Source organism: Acinetobacter sp. YH12218 (assembly GCF_013417925.1).
Taxonomy (GTDB): Bacteria; Pseudomonadota; Gammaproteobacteria; order Pseudomonadales; family Moraxellaceae; genus Acinetobacter; species Acinetobacter amyesii.
On record NZ_VPDB01000008.1, the window covers coordinates 56,612 to 74,318 of the forward strand.

16 protein-coding genes, 1 tRNA gene and 2 pseudogenes are annotated in these 17,707 nt (G+C 39.9%); 11 read left to right on the top strand and 8 right to left on the bottom strand.

What is annotated here, in order from left to right; genetic code table 11:
• The first annotated feature begins 272 nt into the window (after positions 1 to 272).
• The 3 genes from cysS (at position 273) to FTV03_RS03900 (ending at position 4,520) form a co-directional block, all read left to right on the top strand.
• The gene (cysS, locus tag FTV03_RS03890) at positions 273 to 1,694 is read left to right on the top strand and encodes a cysteine--tRNA ligase (protein ID WP_180040054.1); all 1,422 of its coding nucleotides are present in this window, start codon (positions 273 to 275) and stop codon (positions 1,692 to 1,694) included.
• A gap of 62 nt (positions 1,695 to 1,756) precedes the next feature.
• A tRNA-Gly gene (locus tag FTV03_RS03895) sits at positions 1,757 to 1,832 on the top strand.
• A gap of 588 nt (positions 1,833 to 2,420) precedes the next feature.
• The gene (locus FTV03_RS03900) at positions 2,421 to 4,520 is read left to right on the top strand and encodes a TonB-dependent siderophore receptor (protein WP_180040056.1); all 2,100 of its coding nucleotides are present in this window, start codon (positions 2,421 to 2,423) and stop codon (positions 4,518 to 4,520) included.
• Positions 4,521 to 4,606: 86 nt separating this feature from the next.
• On the opposite strand, the gene FTV03_RS03905 is transcribed toward FTV03_RS03900, so the two are convergent.
• Positions 4,607 to 4,882 (bottom strand): hypothetical protein, encoded by a 276-nt coding sequence (locus FTV03_RS03905; RefSeq protein WP_078193570.1) that lies wholly within the window; start codon positions 4,880 to 4,882, stop codon positions 4,607 to 4,609.
• 420 nt (positions 4,883 to 5,302) lie between these two features.
• On the opposite strand from FTV03_RS03905, the gene FTV03_RS03910 reads away from it, so the two are divergent.
• Positions 5,303 to 6,010, top strand: a complete 708-nt coding sequence (locus FTV03_RS03910; protein WP_180040058.1) for a glutamine amidotransferase — start codon at positions 5,303 to 5,305, stop codon at positions 6,008 to 6,010.
• Positions 6,011 to 6,076: 66 nt separating this feature from the next.
• Positions 6,077 to 6,706 (top strand): LysE family transporter, encoded by a 630-nt coding sequence (locus FTV03_RS03915; protein WP_180010148.1) that lies wholly within the window; start codon positions 6,077 to 6,079, stop codon positions 6,704 to 6,706.
• A gap of 81 nt (positions 6,707 to 6,787) precedes the next feature.
• Here the strand turns inward: FTV03_RS03915 and FTV03_RS03920 are convergent, their stop codons facing one another.
• Positions 6,788 to 7,384 (bottom strand): YceI family protein, encoded by a 597-nt coding sequence (locus tag FTV03_RS03920; RefSeq protein WP_078188771.1) that lies wholly within the window; start codon positions 7,382 to 7,384, stop codon positions 6,788 to 6,790.
• Between the two features lie 293 nt (positions 7,385 to 7,677).
• Here FTV03_RS03920 and FTV03_RS17875 point away from each other — a divergent pair, with 293 nt between their 5' ends.
• Positions 7,678 to 8,193: a nuclear transport factor 2 family protein gene (locus FTV03_RS17875; protein ID WP_252725773.1), complete on the top strand. Its 516-nt coding sequence runs from the start codon at positions 7,678 to 7,680 to the stop codon at positions 8,191 to 8,193.
• 52 nt (positions 8,194 to 8,245) lie between these two features.
• Here FTV03_RS17875 and FTV03_RS03930 read toward each other — a convergent pair whose 3' ends face one another.
• From FTV03_RS03930 to FTV03_RS18150, 5 genes and pseudogenes are all read right to left on the bottom strand, one after another.
• Entirely contained in the window at positions 8,246 to 8,689 is a 444-nt protein-coding gene (locus FTV03_RS03930; protein ID WP_373685110.1) for a GNAT family N-acetyltransferase, read from the bottom strand.
• A 205-nt stretch (positions 8,690 to 8,894) separates the two neighbouring features.
• Complete coding sequence (locus tag FTV03_RS03935; protein WP_078188774.1) at positions 8,895 to 9,110, bottom strand: hypothetical protein; 216 nt, start codon at positions 9,108 to 9,110, stop codon at positions 8,895 to 8,897.
• A 182-nt stretch (positions 9,111 to 9,292) separates the two neighbouring features.
• Entirely contained in the window at positions 9,293 to 11,281 is a 1,989-nt protein-coding gene (gene tkt, locus FTV03_RS03940; protein ID WP_180040063.1) for a transketolase, read from the bottom strand.
• Between the two features lie 463 nt (positions 11,282 to 11,744).
• Positions 11,745 to 12,059 carry a pilin gene (locus tag FTV03_RS03945; protein WP_373683988.1) on the bottom strand — a complete coding sequence of 105 codons (315 nt, stop codon included), beginning with the start codon at positions 12,057 to 12,059 and terminating at the stop codon, positions 11,745 to 11,747.
• A gap of 14 nt (positions 12,060 to 12,073) precedes the next feature.
• Positions 12,074 to 12,170: pseudogene (locus tag FTV03_RS18150) on the bottom strand (prepilin-type N-terminal cleavage/methylation domain-containing protein); the annotation flags it as partial.
• A 444-nt stretch (positions 12,171 to 12,614) separates the two neighbouring features.
• Here FTV03_RS18150 and metK point away from each other — a divergent pair.
• The 5 genes and pseudogenes from metK (at position 12,615) to FTV03_RS03970 (ending at position 17,082) form a co-directional block, all read left to right on the top strand.
• Positions 12,615 to 13,781: a methionine adenosyltransferase gene (gene metK / locus FTV03_RS03950; RefSeq protein ID WP_078188779.1), complete on the top strand. Its 1,167-nt coding sequence runs from the start codon at positions 12,615 to 12,617 to the stop codon at positions 13,779 to 13,781.
• Positions 13,782 to 13,950: 169 nt separating this feature from the next.
• Entirely contained in the window at positions 13,951 to 14,391 is a 441-nt protein-coding gene (locus tag FTV03_RS03955) for an SMI1/KNR4 family protein (protein ID WP_180040067.1), read from the top strand.
• Positions 14,392 to 14,542: 151 nt separating this feature from the next.
• The gene (locus FTV03_RS03960) at positions 14,543 to 14,887 is read left to right on the top strand and encodes a hypothetical protein (protein ID WP_078188782.1); all 345 of its coding nucleotides are present in this window, start codon (positions 14,543 to 14,545) and stop codon (positions 14,885 to 14,887) included.
• 146 nt (positions 14,888 to 15,033) lie between these two features.
• Positions 15,034 to 15,735 carry a VIT family protein gene (locus tag FTV03_RS03965; protein WP_180040069.1) on the top strand — a complete coding sequence of 234 codons (702 nt, stop codon included), beginning with the start codon at positions 15,034 to 15,036 and terminating at the stop codon, positions 15,733 to 15,735.
• A 135-nt stretch (positions 15,736 to 15,870) separates the two neighbouring features.
• Positions 15,871 to 17,082: pseudogene (locus FTV03_RS03970) on the top strand (YeeE/YedE family protein).
• A gap of 40 nt (positions 17,083 to 17,122) precedes the next feature.
• Here FTV03_RS03970 and FTV03_RS03975 read toward each other — a convergent pair.
• A complete protein-coding gene (locus FTV03_RS03975; RefSeq protein WP_180040071.1) occupies positions 17,123 to 17,644 on the bottom strand; it encodes a hypothetical protein in 522 nt (173 codons plus the stop codon).
• Between the last annotated feature and the right edge of the window lie 63 nt (positions 17,645 to 17,707).

The following is a 17,707-nucleotide window of genomic DNA, read 5'->3' on the forward strand; positions in this document are numbered from 1 at the left end:
CATATCTATGCAAATAGCACGTTTCCAAATGTATAAGAATTCATGAATTATGCAGAAAAGATGCATTTCTTCATTTTTATCTTCCGGACAGATAAATTGAATTCAGCACTCGAATGAGATTCAGACCGAATCCAATGAGCCTTCTACGCTATTTTTAGCAACGCAAAGACATCAAGCATTAAAAAATATCTGCTTTTTTGGGTTTTAACTTTATGAATAAAAATGCTTAGGTTAAGATGAGCCATCTTTTGGTAGAAACAATTTGAAGACCTATGCAACCTTTTGTTCTATATAACTCAGAGCAACGTAAAAAAGTAGAATTCGTACCTCGTAAAGAAGGACATATCGACATGTATGTCTGTGGAATGACCGTGTATGACTACTGTCATATTGGTCATGCTCGAGTTATGGTTGCATTCGACTACATTATCCGTTTCCTGCGCAGTCAGGGCTGGAACGTTAAATACGTTCGCAACATTACCGATATTGACGACAAAATCATTGCTCGTGCCAATGAAAATGGCGAAAGCATTACTGCTTTAACCAATCGCTTTATCAAGGCCATGAACGAAGATGCTGCCAATTTAGGTTGTGCAGCACCTGATGAAGCACCACGTGCAACAGACTATATCGATCAAATGCAGAATATGATTGGTAACTTGGTTAACAAAGGTACAGCATATCCATCTGCAAATGGCGATGTTTATTTTGAAGTTGAAAAGTTTGCCAAATATGGTCGTCTTTCGGGTCGTAAACTTGACGACATGCAGGCTGGTGCTTCTGAACGTGTTGATGTAGAAGTAGAAAAGAAACATCCTTTTGACTTCGTGCTTTGGAAACATGCCAAAGAAAATGAACCTTCTTGGGCTTCGCCTTGGGGCTATGGTCGTCCGGGCTGGCATATTGAATGTTCAGCGATGTCGACCTGCTGCTTAGGTAACCATTTTGATATTCATGGTGGCGGTTCAGACTTAACTTTCCCACATCATGAAAATGAAATTGCGCAATCTGAGGCATCTACTGGCGAACAGTATGTTAATTACTGGATGCACGTCGGCTTTATTAATGTCGATGGCGAAAAAATGTCGAAGTCTTTAGGTAACTTCTTCACTATTCGTGATGTGATGGATAAATTCCACCCTGAAGTGATTCGCTTCTTTATTGTGTCATCACATTACCGTAGCCCAGTAAACTTCTCTGACACTGCTTTAAAAGAAGCGAAAAATACCCTTTCCCGTTTCTATCATTCATTTAAAGCTTATCAGCAAGTCTATGGTGAAAAAACCGTAGAAACTTTGGATGATGCTTTAGTTGAGCGCTTTAACGCCGCTATGCGTGATGATTTCAACACCGCAGAAGCAATTGCGGTATTGTTTGAAGTCAACAAAGAATTGAACCGTGCCGTAAAAGATGAAAATGCTGAACAAGCGGCTGTGTATTATTCGACATTGCGTCACTTAACCAATATTTTAGGTTTGGTTCAGCATAATGTTGATGAATTCTTAAAATCAGATATTGGTCAGGAAGCTCTAGGTCTCTCTGAAGAGCAAATTGAAGATTTAATTCAACAACGTAAAGATGCGAAAAAGGCCAAAGAATTTGCCAAAGCAGATGAAATTCGTCAATCTTTGTTAGATCAAGGTGTTGTCCTTGAAGATACTCGTCAAGGTACTATTTGGCGCCGTGCTGATTAATTGAGCAAACAGAAGCATAGAGAGTTGACAGTTGTGTGAAATTCTCTATAATTCACCTCATTGCGGGAATAGCTCAGTTGGTAGAGCATAACCTTGCCAAGGTTGGGGTCGGGAGTTCGAGTCTCCTTTCCCGCTCCAGAATACGAAAAACCCTCATCGAAAGATGAGGGTTTTTTTATGTCTAAATTTTTCTTCAACGGCTTATTTTTAGATTTATTTACTCATGTTATGCACATAAAAGTAATTTCGCATTTAGGGATTGAATAAAGAGATTAGCCTTCGGCTGGAGGTACACATACGATACGTTGTTTTTCATTCGGCAAAATGAGATGCGAAGCTTCGCAAGGAAACCATCTTGCGGTGCAATGCACCTCACCAACAAAACTCGTTCACTACCGTCAAATTATTCAACGTATCGCAAAAACATTTTTGATTAGAAGTCGTCCTGTCTCAAACAATTGCGCATGACATTACCGCGTATCTTTATTATTTGAAGCAAAGTACGCTTCTGATGCTACTGCGTCACCTCAGTTATTTATTATATTGTAGCGACGTTAATAGGCCTTAATTTTCCCCCAACGAATAAGGCTTCCCCTATTGCCACACGACCTTTCACCTACCTGTTAAAAAATAATCTGATGAAATGCTCATCTCGCCAATTTTCCTCAATTTTTCTCCATAATTTTCCGTTATTCTTTGCCAAAATTACATTTGGACAACCAAATAATGCACGGCGCGCACACTACACTCAAACTGACCAGCTTAAGTTACGCATTACTTACGATCTCAACATCAATTTGGGCCGCAGATACTGTTCAAAATCCGCAAGAATCTGTAGCAGTTCAGCAAATGGAAGCTTTAACATTTGAAGTTCCGACAGCAAGCACTAAGCCCAAAGACCCAGATATCAGTGCTGTCGCAAAAACTATTATAAGCCGTGATGAAATGTTGAAATTTGGCGATCAGTCAATCAATGATGCGCTGCGCCGTGCTGCAGGGTTTCAACTGCCCGGTGCTGGCGGTGGTCCACGTGGTGGTGCAGGTGCTGGCGGCATGCGCTTTCGTGGTGGTGGCGCACCCGTGTTTTTAATCAATGGTGAACCTGTACAAGGTGGTCCTCGCGGCGGCATGTCAGTTGTTGATAGCATTACACCGGAAATGATCGAACGCCTTGAAATCACCAAGCAACCCAGCGTTGCTCAAGGCTCGGTTGCTTCATCTGCAGTCATTAATATTATTTTAAAAGAACCATTGAATGGCACGCGTTTGAGTGGATCTGTACGTGCTGGTTATGGCCTAACCAAGTCAAATACACGTGAAGAAGAACGCACCAATTTAAATTTTCAAATGGATGGTCGTTCAGACCCTTGGATCTATAGTTTATCTGGGAGCCAAATGTGGAATGATTCAGATACACTCACCCGTACACAAGATGCAACAGGAACGAAAACTCAAAAACGCATCACCAATCGTACGTCGCAAATGCTGACCCCACGTGTTGAATATCAACTTGATGATCAACAAAAACTGGTCGCTGAAATGTTTTATCGCAACAATGAAAGCGAAGGCACAAGTGGCTCCCAAGTCCAAAAAGATAAAAATGACAGCATTCGACTCAACACACGATATGAGCGTAAAGACCAAGGTAATTCCGACAAAATTCGCTTATCAATCGAGCAGCAAAATGAAACGGAATTTACAGAGTATAGAAATTCTCAATCATATATTGATGAACAAATTAATGAATATGGCTTAGGCTACGACGGTGTCCGCAAGTTCGACTCAAAACGCCAAATAAAATTTGGTACTGATCTACGTAGCAATGAACTTGAAAGCAATATTGCAGAGACCTTGGATGAACAATTGTATGCTGCCTATGTTGAAGGAAGTTGGAAATATACGCCGCGCCAAACCTTAACTCTAGGTGTACGCCAAGAGTGGATTGATCGTTCAGGTTTAGTGGATTATCAAGATCAGCATTTAAGTCCTGTATTAGCACACCGTTTTGACTTTAATGACCAATGGTCACTCCAAACCAACTTGAGTCAGGCTTTTAAAAATCCACGTAGCAATCAATTGATGCCGACGGTTTCAGTTTCTACAGATAGTGATGCTGGGACACTAAACAACCCTGATCGTGGTGGTAATCCTGACCTAAGACCTGAAACTATTAATGCTTACGAAACAACCCTAGGTTATAACACCTCTGCTGGCGGCGTAAATATCACAGCATATTATCGAGAAATTAATGACTATATCGAAAAATCGATCCTGTCAGAAAATACTACAGGTGGTCGTTGTGAAGCAGGAAATACCGATTGCCGTTTTGTCGAACGTCCATATAACCAAGACAGTGCAACTACTTATGGTGTGGAAATTGCTGGACGTTATGCACTGAAGCAAACGGAGAATGGTCATTCATTTATGTTGAATGCTCAACTTTCAACTGTACGTGCAAAAATTGAAGAAACTGACGGCTCTGACCGTTTGGCAAGTGATGTTGCACCTTATACCGCAAGTGCTGGTTTATCTTATAACTATCAACCGTGGCGTATTGCAACAAGTGTGAACCTCAATTATACCCCTGAATATACACGTGCGCTGAGTAACGAACCGTACAATCGCACCAGCAATGAACGCGTCAATATGGATGTGAGTTTTACTAAACGCTTTGATCAAAATTGGTCTGCATCGGTGAATGCACGTAATATTCTCAGCTCAGATTATAAAGAAGTGTTAAAAGAACAAAGTTCTGGCGCGCTATACCAATCTCGTATCAATGAAGCAATTCCAAGCTTTATGTTTACCTTAGAAAAGAAATTCTAAACCGTTTCTAAGAGACTTCTAAGAGATTTAAAATAAAAAACCGATACGGACAACGAATCGGTTTTTTATGCGTACACGACCGCAAACTAGCGCTCAATTGCCTTCAACATTTTCGCAATTTTTAGGGTATGTTCCTTCTGTCCTTTTTTTTCTAAGACCTTTTGCTCAACCCACCATAAATATTCAAAAATTTCTGATTCACTAGAATCCTCTTGAATTAATTTAAAAATATTGGGCAAATAATCATCATATTCATCACGTAAAGCAGGAATACGGCGAATCCCTAACGGGTCCCATTCCTTCAATAAAATTTTATGTATCGCATGCAAGAGACTGGCATCTCGATTATGTTTTGACTGCATACAAGTTCCCTGGCTTATATTTTTTTACTTTTAAAATCAGTTATCTAATTATGTGATGATATTAAAAGAAAAATGAACTGTTGTTTGTCGAAGATTTCATCATACGCATCTCTAAACGCTTTTCCATTGGTTTTTCATCTTTTTTTTATACTAAACCAAAGCTTTATCAAAATATCATGCACTTTTTCTCATAAATTTTGCCAATAAAGCCTTTCGAGAATCCCTTACTTCACAGTACAAAGGTTTTAAATGCTAAGTTCAATTTTCAGACCTAATCATTCAAAGAAAAAAACAATATGCTTCAAGCCAACTTCTATATTTATCTCTTTTCGCAATTGTGAAAAATTTACAGTTTTCCTTTTTAATCTCCGACAATTCAAGCTACATTCTATTTTGAAATTTTAATCCTGAAAAATCCCTATGAGTACTGCATTAAACGAAACCATTTACGTCATTCAACACCTTGCATTTGAAGATTTGGGTTCATTGGAAGATGTATTTTATCAACTGGGTTATCGGGTGAGATACTTCGAAGCTGGTATCGATGACCTCAGTAAAGCTATGCAACATACAGGGCTTACCATCATTTTGGGCGGCCCGATCGGAGTTTATGAAACTAATGACTACCCTTTCCTACAAAAAGAAATAGACTTACTTAAAGTACGTTTAGCGAGCAACTTACCGACTTTAGGCATTTGCTTAGGTGCTCAGCTTATTGCACATGCATTGGGAGCTAAAGTTTATCCAGGTCATAGCAAAGAAATCGGTTGGAGTGCCTTAGAGCTTGATAATATTGCTGACAATATATTAGCGCCGTTAGATCAAGTGCCTGTACTGCATTGGCATGGTGATACCTTTGATTTACCTACAAATGCAAAGCTACTTGCCAGCTCGACAATATACCCGAATCAAGCGTTTAGCTGTGGGCCCAATATTTTAGCCCTACAGTTTCACATCGAAGCAGAAGCACAGGCCATGGAAAAATGGCTGATTGGGCATACATGTGAATTACATAAAGCACAAATTAACATTCCAAATTTGCGCATGGAAAGCCAACAACATACACCTCATTTAGAACGTGTTGCTCCCATGATTTTGCAACAATTTTTACAACAGCTTGAGCTTTAAAATAGCTATTAATTTAAAGCTAAATGGCTTATAACAGTTGCACTTCAAAACGTATAAGCCATTAGAATGACTCCCTTACTCAGTATTGCGCTCATCCACTTTTTTGCTCTCATCAGCCCAGGCCCAGACTTCTTTTTCGTCACTCAAAGTGCCATTCGACAATCCAGATCACATGCATTATTTGCCGCATTAGGTATTTCACTCAGTATCTTGGTTTGGTCAATTTGTGCAATAAGTGGCTTACATTTTCTATTTCAAAAAATGGCTTGGTTACAACAATGCCTCATGATTTTGGGCGGCCTATATCTTTTATATTTAGGCACTCAGTTATTAAAGTCTGCGTGGAGTAAAGACCTCGGCACAATAACAAAACCAACCGAGCAAGCTGTACAGAAAAAATCGCCTTTGACGCTATTATTCCAAGGTTTCTTGACCAATATGGCCAATCCTAAAGCATTGGTTTATTTCAGTAGTGTATTTTCCATTGGAATCAGTGCAAAGGTCAGTATTTTTGATCAAAGCTCTTTATTAGCTTTAGTCTTTATTGAAAGTTTGATTTGGTTTGCATTGGTTGCGGTCTTATTCTCAGCACCTAAAATGACGCATTACTATCAAAAATTTAGTAAAAAAATTGACGCAATTACCGGTGGAATCTTCATCAGTTTTGGCTGCCTATTACTGCTCAATCGCGATTAATCAAGCACCAATTAAATATCTGCCAAACATAAAAAAGCACCCAAATGGGTGCTTTCCTAACTTAACTGAGGGAGCTAAATCTTATTTCGCTGCTGCCTTTGCTGTAGACACAGCCGCTTCAGTCGTAATATTTACCGTAATTTTGTCGCCTACATTCGGTACATATGCACCTACACCAAATGCTGAACGATCAAAAGAAGTCGTTGCATTGAAACCAATCGTTTCCGCCTTAGTCATTGGGTGAACGGCTTGCTTGTTCAATACAGCGTCCAATACCACTGGTTTAGTCACATTTTTAACTGTTAAATCACCCGTGATTTTGTATTTAGTTTTGCTGATCGCTTGAACTTTTGTACTTTTAAACGTGATATTTGGATATTTTTCAGCATCAAAGAAATCAGCTGTTTTTAAATGATCATCTAATGCTTTGACATTGGTATTTAAGCTTGATAATGGAATCGTCACATTCACAGACGAATTTGCAGGTTTTGCATTATCGACATTAATTGTCCCTTGAATGTCACTAAAGTTTGCAGAAGGCGTTGAGAAACCAAAATGATTCCAAGTAAATACTGTTGCTGTATGAGTAGGATCAATTTGATAGGCAACAGGTTTTGCCATAGAAATTGTTGTAACTGATGCTACCGCCAAACCGATTGTTAATGCTTTAAAGTTCATGTTTTTATCTCACTATCGAATACTATTAAGTCTATAGGTTTTTAACCGTATTACAGCTTTAAAGATAAAACGTTTTGTTGCATGTTTAGAACGATAGTTTTGTAAAATCTGTAGCAGCATCTACAACCACTCTCAATTATTAAATTTCCCATATATTTCAAATAATTAATAATTTAATTGATCCATGAGTTATTTATCCTAAATTTAGGAAACATCAACCTATCTGAGTCGTAGGTTTTCTAAACAAATCCACTTAAGATTTTTAGACATCATAAAAATCTGAGTACCCAAAAATGACAGAACAATCGCTGGCTATTGAAAAAGCCTTAAATACTAAAACGCCCAAAGATGTCGTTTTGGCATTTCTTATGAATACTTCAAAAGAACTCGTCGAAAATGCAACTCAGCTACTGGTTGCCGAAGACGCAGCGTATGTTTCCCTAAACTTCAGCAACCCAGAACTGAAACAAATTGAGCCATGGGCTGGGTCTGGCACAGGCAGAGCCATCTATATTTATACCTTTGCCAACGTAGGCACTTACTGGAATATCGACGACTTTCAAATCACCGATATGATCGCTGAGGATGAAACTGTAGCTGTATTTGGTCAATTCACCTACACCTCAGTCTATGCAAAAAATACTTTCACCTCGCCTTTTTCAATTAAAGCCAAAGTTCAAAACGGTTTAATCAGCTTTTTCCAATTTATGGAAGATACCTATGCCTCAGCCTCATCGTTCCGCGTAGGTGGAGAATGGATCATTCAGCAAGATGCTGACCCGGCTAAAAACTTTAAAGTTTCAGCTTAATACTGAGATGCGCAAAAGCTGCTGTTGATTTGGAATGGCCTTTTACATTGAGTTAATGACAGCGGTATTGGATAAATCCGGTTTTTCTCGCGATTTGATCATACAGCTTTTGCGCAGTTTCATTGTCCTGATGCGTAAGCCAATACACACGGTCACACTGCCGCTGATCACAATATTCTTTCACTTTCGCGATCAGCGCCTTGCCAATGCCCTGCCCGCGATAATCCTCAAGGGTATATAAGTCCTGCAAATAGGCATAAGGCTGCAATGTCCAGCAGCTCTCATGTTCAATGACATGCACGATCCCAACCACTTGATGATCAATCACAGCTGCAAAGCCATACATATGTTCGCAGTCAGCAGCATGTAACCTGTGCCACGTTCGCTCGGTCATTGCATCTACCACCTGACTTTTATAAAATTTTAAATACAGCTCCCAAAGCGGCTGCCATTGGTTTTTTGATATTTCTGTTAAATTTTTAATCTGTATTTGCACGTTCAATGTCTTTTTTAAATGATCACTGGATTTTTATAACTGAAATAAAGCTTCATGTGTTGAAAACACTTTATTTAATGCGCTCTTTTTTAAGAATAATGAGTCTTGAAAGGACGTTTTCTTATTTGTTTTATAAACTTATCTTTTTTATAAATACGATAGGCAAATAAAAAGCCCGAAGATTCGGACTTTTTGGCCATTCGGCTTATAGCTTTTCAACCAAGATCCGATCTACCTGTTTTAGACCTGTATGCTTTTCATGGTTCTTACGGCGAATCTTAATCACTTTGTCTTCTTGCAAATCTTGCAGCATCAATTCTACTGCAACCATGGCTTCAAGCTCTAAGTCCGTGCCTATCCATTTCTGTTCACCAGCATCCATCAGTACAATTTCATCATTTATCTGATCGTAAAGGCTCATCGTTTCCTCACTTGGGGCAACATTGCACCCGTGGCTGAATACTGCATGAATGAATTAATTTTAAACCAATGCTTTAATTCATTCGTTACAAATCGTTATTTCACAATTAAAAATAAATTTAATCTCTGCAATAAAAAACGCCCCTTCTCTGGGGCGTCTTTTTTACGGTTAATCTTTACAGATTAAGCGGTAATTTCTTTCACTGCAGCAACAACAGCATCAGCTGTGATACCGAAGTGTTTGTACAAGTCTTTTGCTGGAGCAGATTCACCGTAAGTCGTCATACCGATTACACGGCCGTCAAGACCTACAAATTTCCACCAGTAATCCACATGCGCAGCTTCAACCGCAACACGAGCGCGGATCGCAGCTGGAAGAACCGCTTCACGGTAAGCAGCGTCTTGTTTTACGAATTCTTCAGCACATGGCATAGAAACCACACGTACGCCTTCTAACTGTGCGTAAGCATCCATTGCCAATGAAACTTCTGAACCTGTTGCAATGATGATTGCTTTCAACTCACCTTTTTCTTTTGCAAGTACATAACCGCCTTTCGCTACGTCAGCAATTTGATCTGCTGTACGAGTTTGGAATGGCAAGTTTTGACGAGAGAAGATTAACGCTGTAGGGCCTTCTGAACGAAGCAGCGCAGATTTCCAAGAAATAGACGCTTCTACAGTGTCACATGGACGCCAAGTGTTTAGGTTTGGTGTACCACGTAAAGATGCAATTTGCTCTACAGGTTGGTGTGTAGGTCCATCTTCACCCAACCCGATCGAATCATGTGTATAAACATGGATCACACGTTGTTTCATCAATGCAGACATACGTACTGCATTACGCGCATATTCCATGAACATTAAGAATGTTGCTACATAAGGAACGAATCCGCCATGCAGCGCTACACCGTTAGCAATCGCAGTCATACCGAATTCACGTACGCCGTAATGAACGTAGTTACCGGCTGGGTTAGATTCAACGCCTTCTGCTCCTTTCCATAAAGTCAGGTTAGAGCCTGCAAGGTCAGCAGAACCACCTAGAATTTCTGGAAGCTGTGGTGCAAATGCTTGAATGGCATTTTGGCTAGCTTTACGAGTAGCGATTGTTTCAGCTTTAGCATTTACTTCAGCAATATAAGCATCCGCTTTTGCTGCGAAGTCAGCAGGAAGGTCACCAGAAAGACGACGTTTGAGTTCAGCTGCTTCTGCTGGATATTTAGCAGCATACGCAGCAAATGTGTCGTTCCAAGCAGATTCAGAAGCAGTACCTTTGGCTTTTGCATCCCAAGCTGCATAAACATCAGCAGGAATTTCAAATGGACCTTCTGCCCAGCCCAAAGCTTCACGAGTTAAAGCGATTTCATCATTACCAAGCGGCGCACCGTGGCAATCTTCTTTACCTTGTTTGTTTGGTGAACCTAAACCAATAATGGTTTTACAGATAATTAAGGTTGGTTTCGCAGTTTCAGCTTTTGCTTCAACAGTTGCCGCACGGATTGCGTCTGCATCATGGCCGTCAACTTTCAGTACTTGCCAGCCGTATGCAAGGAAACGCTGTTCTGTATCATCAGAGAACCAGCCTTCTACTTCACCGTCAATTGAGATGCCGTTGTCATCGTAGTAAACAACCAATTTACCTAGACCCAAAGTACCAGCCAATGAACATGCTTCGTGAGAAACACCTTCCATTAAACAGCCGTCGCCCAAGAAACAGTAAGTGTTGTGATCTACAACTGTGATGTCATCTTTGTTGAATTGAGCCGCTAAAGTTTTTTCAGCAAGTGCAAAACCTACAGCGTTTGCAATACCTTGACCCAATGGACCAGTCGTTGTTTCGATACCCGGTGCATAACCCAATTCTGGGTGACCTGGAGTTTTAGAATGCAATTGACGGAAAGATTTCAAATCTTCAATAGACAGGTCATAACCTGTTAAATGCAATAACGCATATTGCAACATAGAGCCATGGCCGTTTGACAATACGAAACGGTCACGGTTTGCCCATTGTGGGTTTGCAGGGTTGTGGTTGAGGAATTCACGCCATACCACATCAGCAATATCTGCCATCCCCATTGGAGCACCTGGATGTCCTGAATTTGCTTTTTGCACAGCATCCATTGCCAATACACGAATTGCGTTTGCAATACGACGTTCGTTAAGCGGGGTTGTCATAGGTCAGAGTCCAAACAAATGGTTTAAAAGAGTAAGATGAATAAGAATTCAAAGATGTGCATATTGTCTTAAAAAAAGCGGAATGGGTAAAGCCTCAGGGGCAAATTTTCGCTAATTATTCCTGCACCACCTGTATTTTGGGCGCTTATTGCTCAATTTCAAGCCTATGCATGTCGTTTATTTTGTATACAGTGACGCTTTTATATGGCGAATCAATGACAACGCAATGCATATTTAGAGTTTGGTGGTGAAAGCAAACGCTCTGTAATTGATAAAAGTCCGATACATCGAAAGGCAATTGCAAATAAAAGTGGTAGTCAAAGCTTGTCTAAATAAATGACCATTTGAAATATGAAATACTTTCAATAATTAAACCCACTATGGTTTGGGTAACTCAAACGTCGTACTCATCCCTATGAAATCAGCACTTATCCAATATACTCACGGTTTCACATTCAATACTTTAGATCCCACGACATGTAGCAGGTAAATTTCGCTGCGAAATATCATCCGATTGACAATTCCAAGCACCATTTAAACCATCTGGAATACTAAAATAGATCTGCTTTGAGCGAAGAGCAAAATTGACATCTGTTGATTTAAACGTAAAAACCACTGAACACGTTCCTGCCACATCAGTAATTTCACTACTCGCAATATACTTGGTACTGATACTTTCATTCAGCGCTGTATTCAAATCTACACAGTTTTGTTCCTCTGAATAATTTTCAATCAGTTTTAATTTATAGGGTGAAATCATTGTTAATACTTCAGCCACTTGCGCCCGAGCGACATAGCCATTGTAAGATACAGTAGCAATTGCAGCCAAAATACCGATGATTGCCACCACGATCATAATTTCAATGAGTGTAAAACCAGACTGTTTCATTACGTTTCCCCATTCAACGTAATGACAAATAGGCAATTTGCATACCAAGTCTCAAAAGCCCGCATTTATTGTGTTTTATTTTTCAAATTAAACGATTAATTGTCATGAACAGTCATATTCTGACAGTTCATGACATTCATCATTGATAAATCACAGGATACTGATTTGATTTTTTCTTATAATTGATTCACTTAAAAAGCCAATTTAGGCATTTTAACGCCTAATCACATTGTTGCTTGTACCAAAGCCCAATATCTCTGTTTTATCTCATCATACAAAATTAAAATGAGAAATCCATAGCTCATATCAATTTTTTAGATGCCTATATCAATTAAAAAGTCATTGAAATGAATTAATTTCATCCAATTTGGTCATGTTAAGCTAGTCCTAAACGCTTTCTCGATGTAACATATTGCGTCTTTAAATTTAACTGTGATAGGACTTATGCGCGAGTACGCTGTATTTACCTCGGAATCTGTAAGCGAAGGCCATCCGGATAAAATGGCTGACCAAATCAGTGATGCTATTTTGGATGCAATCTTAAAAGAAGACCCATATGCACGGGTTGCTTGTGAAACGCTTGTAAAAACGGGTGCGGTTGTACTTGCCGGTGAAATCACAACAACTGCAAATGTTGACTTTGAAGCGATTGTTCGTAATACCGTAAATGGTATCGGATACCATCATTCAGATCTTGGCTTTGATGGTTCAACTTGTGCCGTGATCAACATGATCGGTAAACAATCACCTGAAATTGCTCAGGGTGTTGACCGTCAAAAACCAGAAGATCAAGGTGCGGGCGACCAAGGCTTAATGTTTGGTTATGCAAGCCGTGAAACTGATGTGCTTATGCCAGCACCGATTTCATATGCGCATCGCTTAATGGAAAAACAAGCTGAACTACGTAAACAAGGCAAACTTGCTTGGTTACGTCCCGATGCAAAAAGCCAAGTAACATTTGCTTATGAAAACGGCATGCCAGTTCGCTTAGACGCAGTTGTACTTTCGACTCAGCACGATCCCAAAATTACTCAAGCTCAATTGAAAGAAGCGGTAATTGAAGAAATCGTGAAAAAAGTGATTCCTGCTGAAATGTTCCATGCAGACACTAAATTCCACATCAACCCAACAGGTATGTTCGTCATTGGCGGCCCTGTAGGCGACTGTGGTTTAACAGGCCGTAAAATCATTGTAGATACTTACGGTGGTATGGCTCGTCACGGTGGTGGTGCGTTCTCTGGTAAAGATCCATCAAAAGTGGACCGTTCTGCTGCTTATGCAGGCCGTTATGTTGCTAAAAACATTGTGGCTGCCGGCCTAGCTGACAAATGTGAAATTCAAGTGTCATATGCGATTGGTGTTGCAGAACCAACATCTATCTCGATCAACACATTCAATACTGCAAAAGTATCTGAAGATTTGATTATTGCACTTGTACGTGAACACTTTGACTTACGTCCATACGGTATTACTCGTATGTTGAACTTAATCCAACCGATGTACCAACAAACTGCTGCGTATGGTCACTTTGGTCGTGAAGGTTCTGATACCGCATTTACATGGGAAAAAACTGACAAAGTGGAAGCGCTTAAAGCATCTGCTGGTCTTTAATCTTAATAGATTAATTTCTCAAAAAAGCCTGCATTGATTGCAGGCTTTTTTATGCCCCATATGTCCATAACTAAAACATCTAGGATAAAAATAACGAGTGTAAAAAATATTGACTAAAATTTACGCCTAGCTTATTCATAAAACACCAAAATAATTTAAGAACAACATCATGCCCTTTCCATTAGACTTAAAATTTATTACTGCAACTGAAGAACAATTAGGATTTAAGTTTCCAGAAAAATATAAAGCCAAAATGCAAATTGAAAATGGTGGCGAATTCGGCATTAGCTTTTCTAGTGCGGATGAATTTGAAGATGGTGATGATATCGAAGCATGGTGGCTCTTCCCCTTCCAAGACACCAGCGATGTGAAAAGAATAAAACGTACAACGAATCATCTAGCCGCAGAACATCAATCCATAAGTAAAATTGAAGACTTCCCTGAAAACAGTATTGCAATTGCACATAACGGCGATGGCGATTATTTATTGATGCGTACGGTAGACGATACACAATTGGGGGAAGAAATATATTTATGGCGCCATGAAGACAGTGAATTTATCTATCTACTTGTGACTTCAATTGAAGAATTATTTAGTCAAAACCCTTAACGCTATAAGCATATATAAAGCCTTTTAAACTACAAAATATGCTGGATAAAATTACACTAAATCAACAATTTTTGATCGATTTTTGAATATTTTTTCAGCTAATATAAATTCAGCCCATGCTACGGGCATAACAAAAAAAGGAAAGATCAAAATGAATAAATTACTTGTTGCTTTAGGTTTGGCTGCAACTGTTGCACTTGTTGGCTGTAATAAAGACAAAGCGCCAGAAACAGGTGCAACAACTGGTGAACACCTAGAAAACGCTGCTGACCAAGCAGGCCATGACATTGCTGATGCAACTTCAGAAGCGGCAACTGCGACAGCTACTGCTGTAGATAATGCTGCAACTGCAACTGCGACAGCAGCTGACAATGCTGCAGAAAATGCTGAAGCTGCTGCACACAATGCAAAAGAAGCAGCTAAAGACGCGACTGCTGCAACTGCAGGTGCTGTTGAGCAAGGTGCAGCAAACGTGAAAGAAAAAGCTCAACAATAAGCATTCTTAAAAAAAAGCACCTTCGGGTGCTTTTTTTATATCTGTATTTTATTCAACTTACTGTTTCAATCTATTTTTAACTTGAAATTTAACTGATGTCAGGTCAATCTTATGAGGTCATATAAATAACAAATTTAGAGAAAAGAATGTCTTATTCACATCATACCGAAAAACATTTTATGGAACGTACAGGTTGGCTACGTGCATCTGTACTCGGTGCAAATGATGGCATTATCTCCGTCACTAGTTTAATTATGGGCATGGCTGCAAGTGGTGCTTCTAGCCATACCTTACTCATTACATGCATTGCAGGACTCATCTCTGGTGCAACCTCTATGGCGGCGGGCGAATATATCTCTGTGAAATCTCAAGAAGACGTCGAAAAAGCAGATCTTCACATGGAGCATAAAGAACTACAAAAGAACCCTGAGCTAGAACTTAAAGAGCTGACTCAAATTTATGTAAATCGTGGGTTAGAGCCGAACCTAGCACATGAAGTTGCAGTCCAATTGACGGCCCATGATGCACTAGAGGCCCATGCACGAGATGAAATTGGAATCCATGACAATACCGCAGCAAAACCCGTTCAAGCAGCACTATCATCGGCTTTAGCATTTTCAATTGGTGCACTATTTCCGATGGTTGCGATCTTGATCAGTGCTGACATGCATATTGAAAAAACTGTTATGGCCGTTGGCGTGATTTCCCTAGCACTCCTCGGTGCCTTAGCCAGTTATGCAGCAGGCACTTCTATGTTGAAAGGCAGTCTACGTGTTGCTCTGTGGGGCATTGCAGCCATGCTATTTTCTAGCTGGATTGGTTCTTTATTTAATGTAAATCCAGTTTAACGCTCGCTTTATCAGTTTTTCATATATGTTAAATCAATTATATACAGTAATGATTGTGTGATTTTTCAACAATATTCATTTTTACAATATATAAAAACCGTAAAATAGAGATACATTTTTTAAGCTTTTTTCTCCATGTCTGTTATTGCTGCGCCAGCCAATCGATCCAATATATCGATTTGGGTGGCTTTTGTTTTATTAATTTTAGGCACCATTGGTGCTTATCTGGTTGTAGGCGTTAACCAAGCATTGCTATTTTTAATTGGCGGTGCTTTGGGTATGACGCTTTATCACGCATCTTTTGGTTTTACCTCAAGTTGGCGTGTCTTTATTAAAGAGCGTCGTGGTCGTGGCTTACGTGCACAAATGATCATGTTGGCTTTGGCTGTACTGCTCTTCTTCCCTGCTTTAGGTGCGGGTGAATTATTTGGCAACCCAGTCAAAGGTAACGTTAATCCTGTTTCAATGTCCGTGATGATCGGTGCCTTTATTTTTGGTATTGGTATGCAACTTGGCGGCGGCTGTGCATCGGGTACCCTGTACACTGTGGGCGCAGGTAGTGCACGCATGATTGTAACGCTGATCTTCTTCTGTACAGGTTCATTGATTGCAACTTCACATATTCAATGGTGGTTTGACCTTCCCCACTTTGAGCCGATTTCTTTAGTCAAAAGCTTTGGTGTAGTCCCTGCACTGGTTTTAAACTTTGTGCTCTTTGCAATCATTGCCGCAGCAACAATTTACTTTGAAAAGAAACGCCATGGTCAGCTTGAAGTTGAACCGCAAGCCAAGCAACACGGCTGAAAACGTTTTCTACGTGGTCCATGGCCATTGGTTTGGGGCGGAATTATCCTGACTTTACTAAACTTTGCCACACTCGCACTTGCAGGCCGTCCTTGGGGCGTGACCTCTGCCTTAGCCGTTTGGGCCGCAAAATCAGCAAGTGTCATGGGGATCGATGTTGCATCTTGGGCATATTGGCAGCAACCTGCAAATGCCAAAGCACTCACCGAATCATTATGGTTTGATATTACGTCAATGATGAATTTCGGCATCATGCTCGGTGCCTTACTCGCAGCGAGCCTAGCAGGCAAATTTGCACCGAACTTTAATATCCCAAAACGCTCACTGCTAGCAGCTGTGATCGGTGGTTTGATGTTGGGTTATGGCGCACGTTTAGCATACGGCTGTAACATTGGTGCATATTTCAGCGGTATTGCTTCAGGTAGTTTGCATGGCTGGTTATGGTTAGTATTTGCCTTCATTGGGAACGGTATCGGCGTCAAACTACGTCCAATCTTCTTCCCTGGCGAACGTCCACAACCTGAAAAACTTACAGGCTGCTAATTTCTGTGAAATAAAAAGCCCCTCAAATGAGGGGCTTTTTTTAATCTGCTAGTGCAGCTTTTAGATTACAACCATATTGCATGGTTTCTTGTGCCTGTTTGTATGTGGTATAGCGGTTGATAATAAAATCATAAAATTGGTCAGCATTCGCAAACACCTGACTCAAATCTTCATTTGCGGCATTTGGCAGTTTAACGTCTTTCACCAAGGCCAAGTTCACATGTCCGAGATGATACATTTCAGAAAAATAATGATTCATTACTTCGCAATAGGCAATTTTGGAGCTTTTTAAAGCGGTATTAGCAACAAAATGCTGATTTAAAGTTTTTAAGTTCTGAACATCTAAAGCGGATTGATCTGAAAAAGCCATACTTTCTACTTTTTTTAGTTGGCTAAAATCGGCTGCTAGAGTTTGATTTAATTGCTCAAAGCGTTGTTGTAATCCCGCTGTATCGGCAACTTGATAACTTTTTGGATTGAATGTTTTCTTTTCTTGTTCATTTGCAGAACACGCCGTTAATGCCATTGTCGTCAGAATGGTCGTAACAAGAAATAATTTCATCAAAGTCTCACTTAAACAATCAAAAGCGCAATCATTATGCCCGAAATTCTTCAAATGATTTGA

What these genes read in the sequence shown, in the direction of transcription:
- FTV03_RS03965 (WP_180040069.1), top strand. Translation starts at nt 15,034, where the DNA reads ATGTCTTATTCACATCATACCGAAAAACATTTTATGGAACGTACAGGT.
- FTV03_RS03975 (WP_180040071.1), bottom strand. Translation starts at nt 17,644, where the DNA reads ATGAAATTATTTCTTGTTACGACCATTCTGACGACAATGGCATTAACG.
- FTV03_RS03900 (WP_180040056.1), top strand. Translation starts at nt 2,421, where the DNA reads ATGCACGGCGCGCACACTACACTCAAACTGACCAGCTTAAGTTACGCA.
- FTV03_RS03955 (WP_180040067.1), top strand. Translation starts at nt 13,951, where the DNA reads ATGCCCTTTCCATTAGACTTAAAATTTATTACTGCAACTGAAGAACAA.
- FTV03_RS03910 (WP_180040058.1), top strand. Translation starts at nt 5,303, where the DNA reads ATGAGTACTGCATTAAACGAAACCATTTACGTCATTCAACACCTTGCA.
- FTV03_RS03905 (WP_078193570.1), bottom strand. Translation starts at nt 4,882, where the DNA reads ATGCAGTCAAAACATAATCGAGATGCCAGTCTCTTGCATGCGATACAT.
- cysS (WP_180040054.1), top strand. Translation starts at nt 273, where the DNA reads ATGCAACCTTTTGTTCTATATAACTCAGAGCAACGTAAAAAAGTAGAA.
- FTV03_RS17875 (WP_252725773.1), top strand. Translation starts at nt 7,678, where the DNA reads ATGACAGAACAATCGCTGGCTATTGAAAAAGCCTTAAATACTAAAACG.
- tkt (WP_180040063.1), bottom strand. Translation starts at nt 11,281, where the DNA reads ATGACAACCCCGCTTAACGAACGTCGTATTGCAAACGCAATTCGTGTA.
- FTV03_RS03920 (WP_078188771.1), bottom strand. Translation starts at nt 7,384, where the DNA reads ATGAACTTTAAAGCATTAACAATCGGTTTGGCGGTAGCATCAGTTACA.
- FTV03_RS03915 (WP_180010148.1), top strand. Translation starts at nt 6,077, where the DNA reads ATGACTCCCTTACTCAGTATTGCGCTCATCCACTTTTTTGCTCTCATC.
- metK (WP_078188779.1), top strand. Translation starts at nt 12,615, where the DNA reads ATGCGCGAGTACGCTGTATTTACCTCGGAATCTGTAAGCGAAGGCCAT.
- FTV03_RS03935 (WP_078188774.1), bottom strand. Translation starts at nt 9,110, where the DNA reads ATGAGCCTTTACGATCAGATAAATGATGAAATTGTACTGATGGATGCT.
- FTV03_RS03960 (WP_078188782.1), top strand. Translation starts at nt 14,543, where the DNA reads ATGAATAAATTACTTGTTGCTTTAGGTTTGGCTGCAACTGTTGCACTT.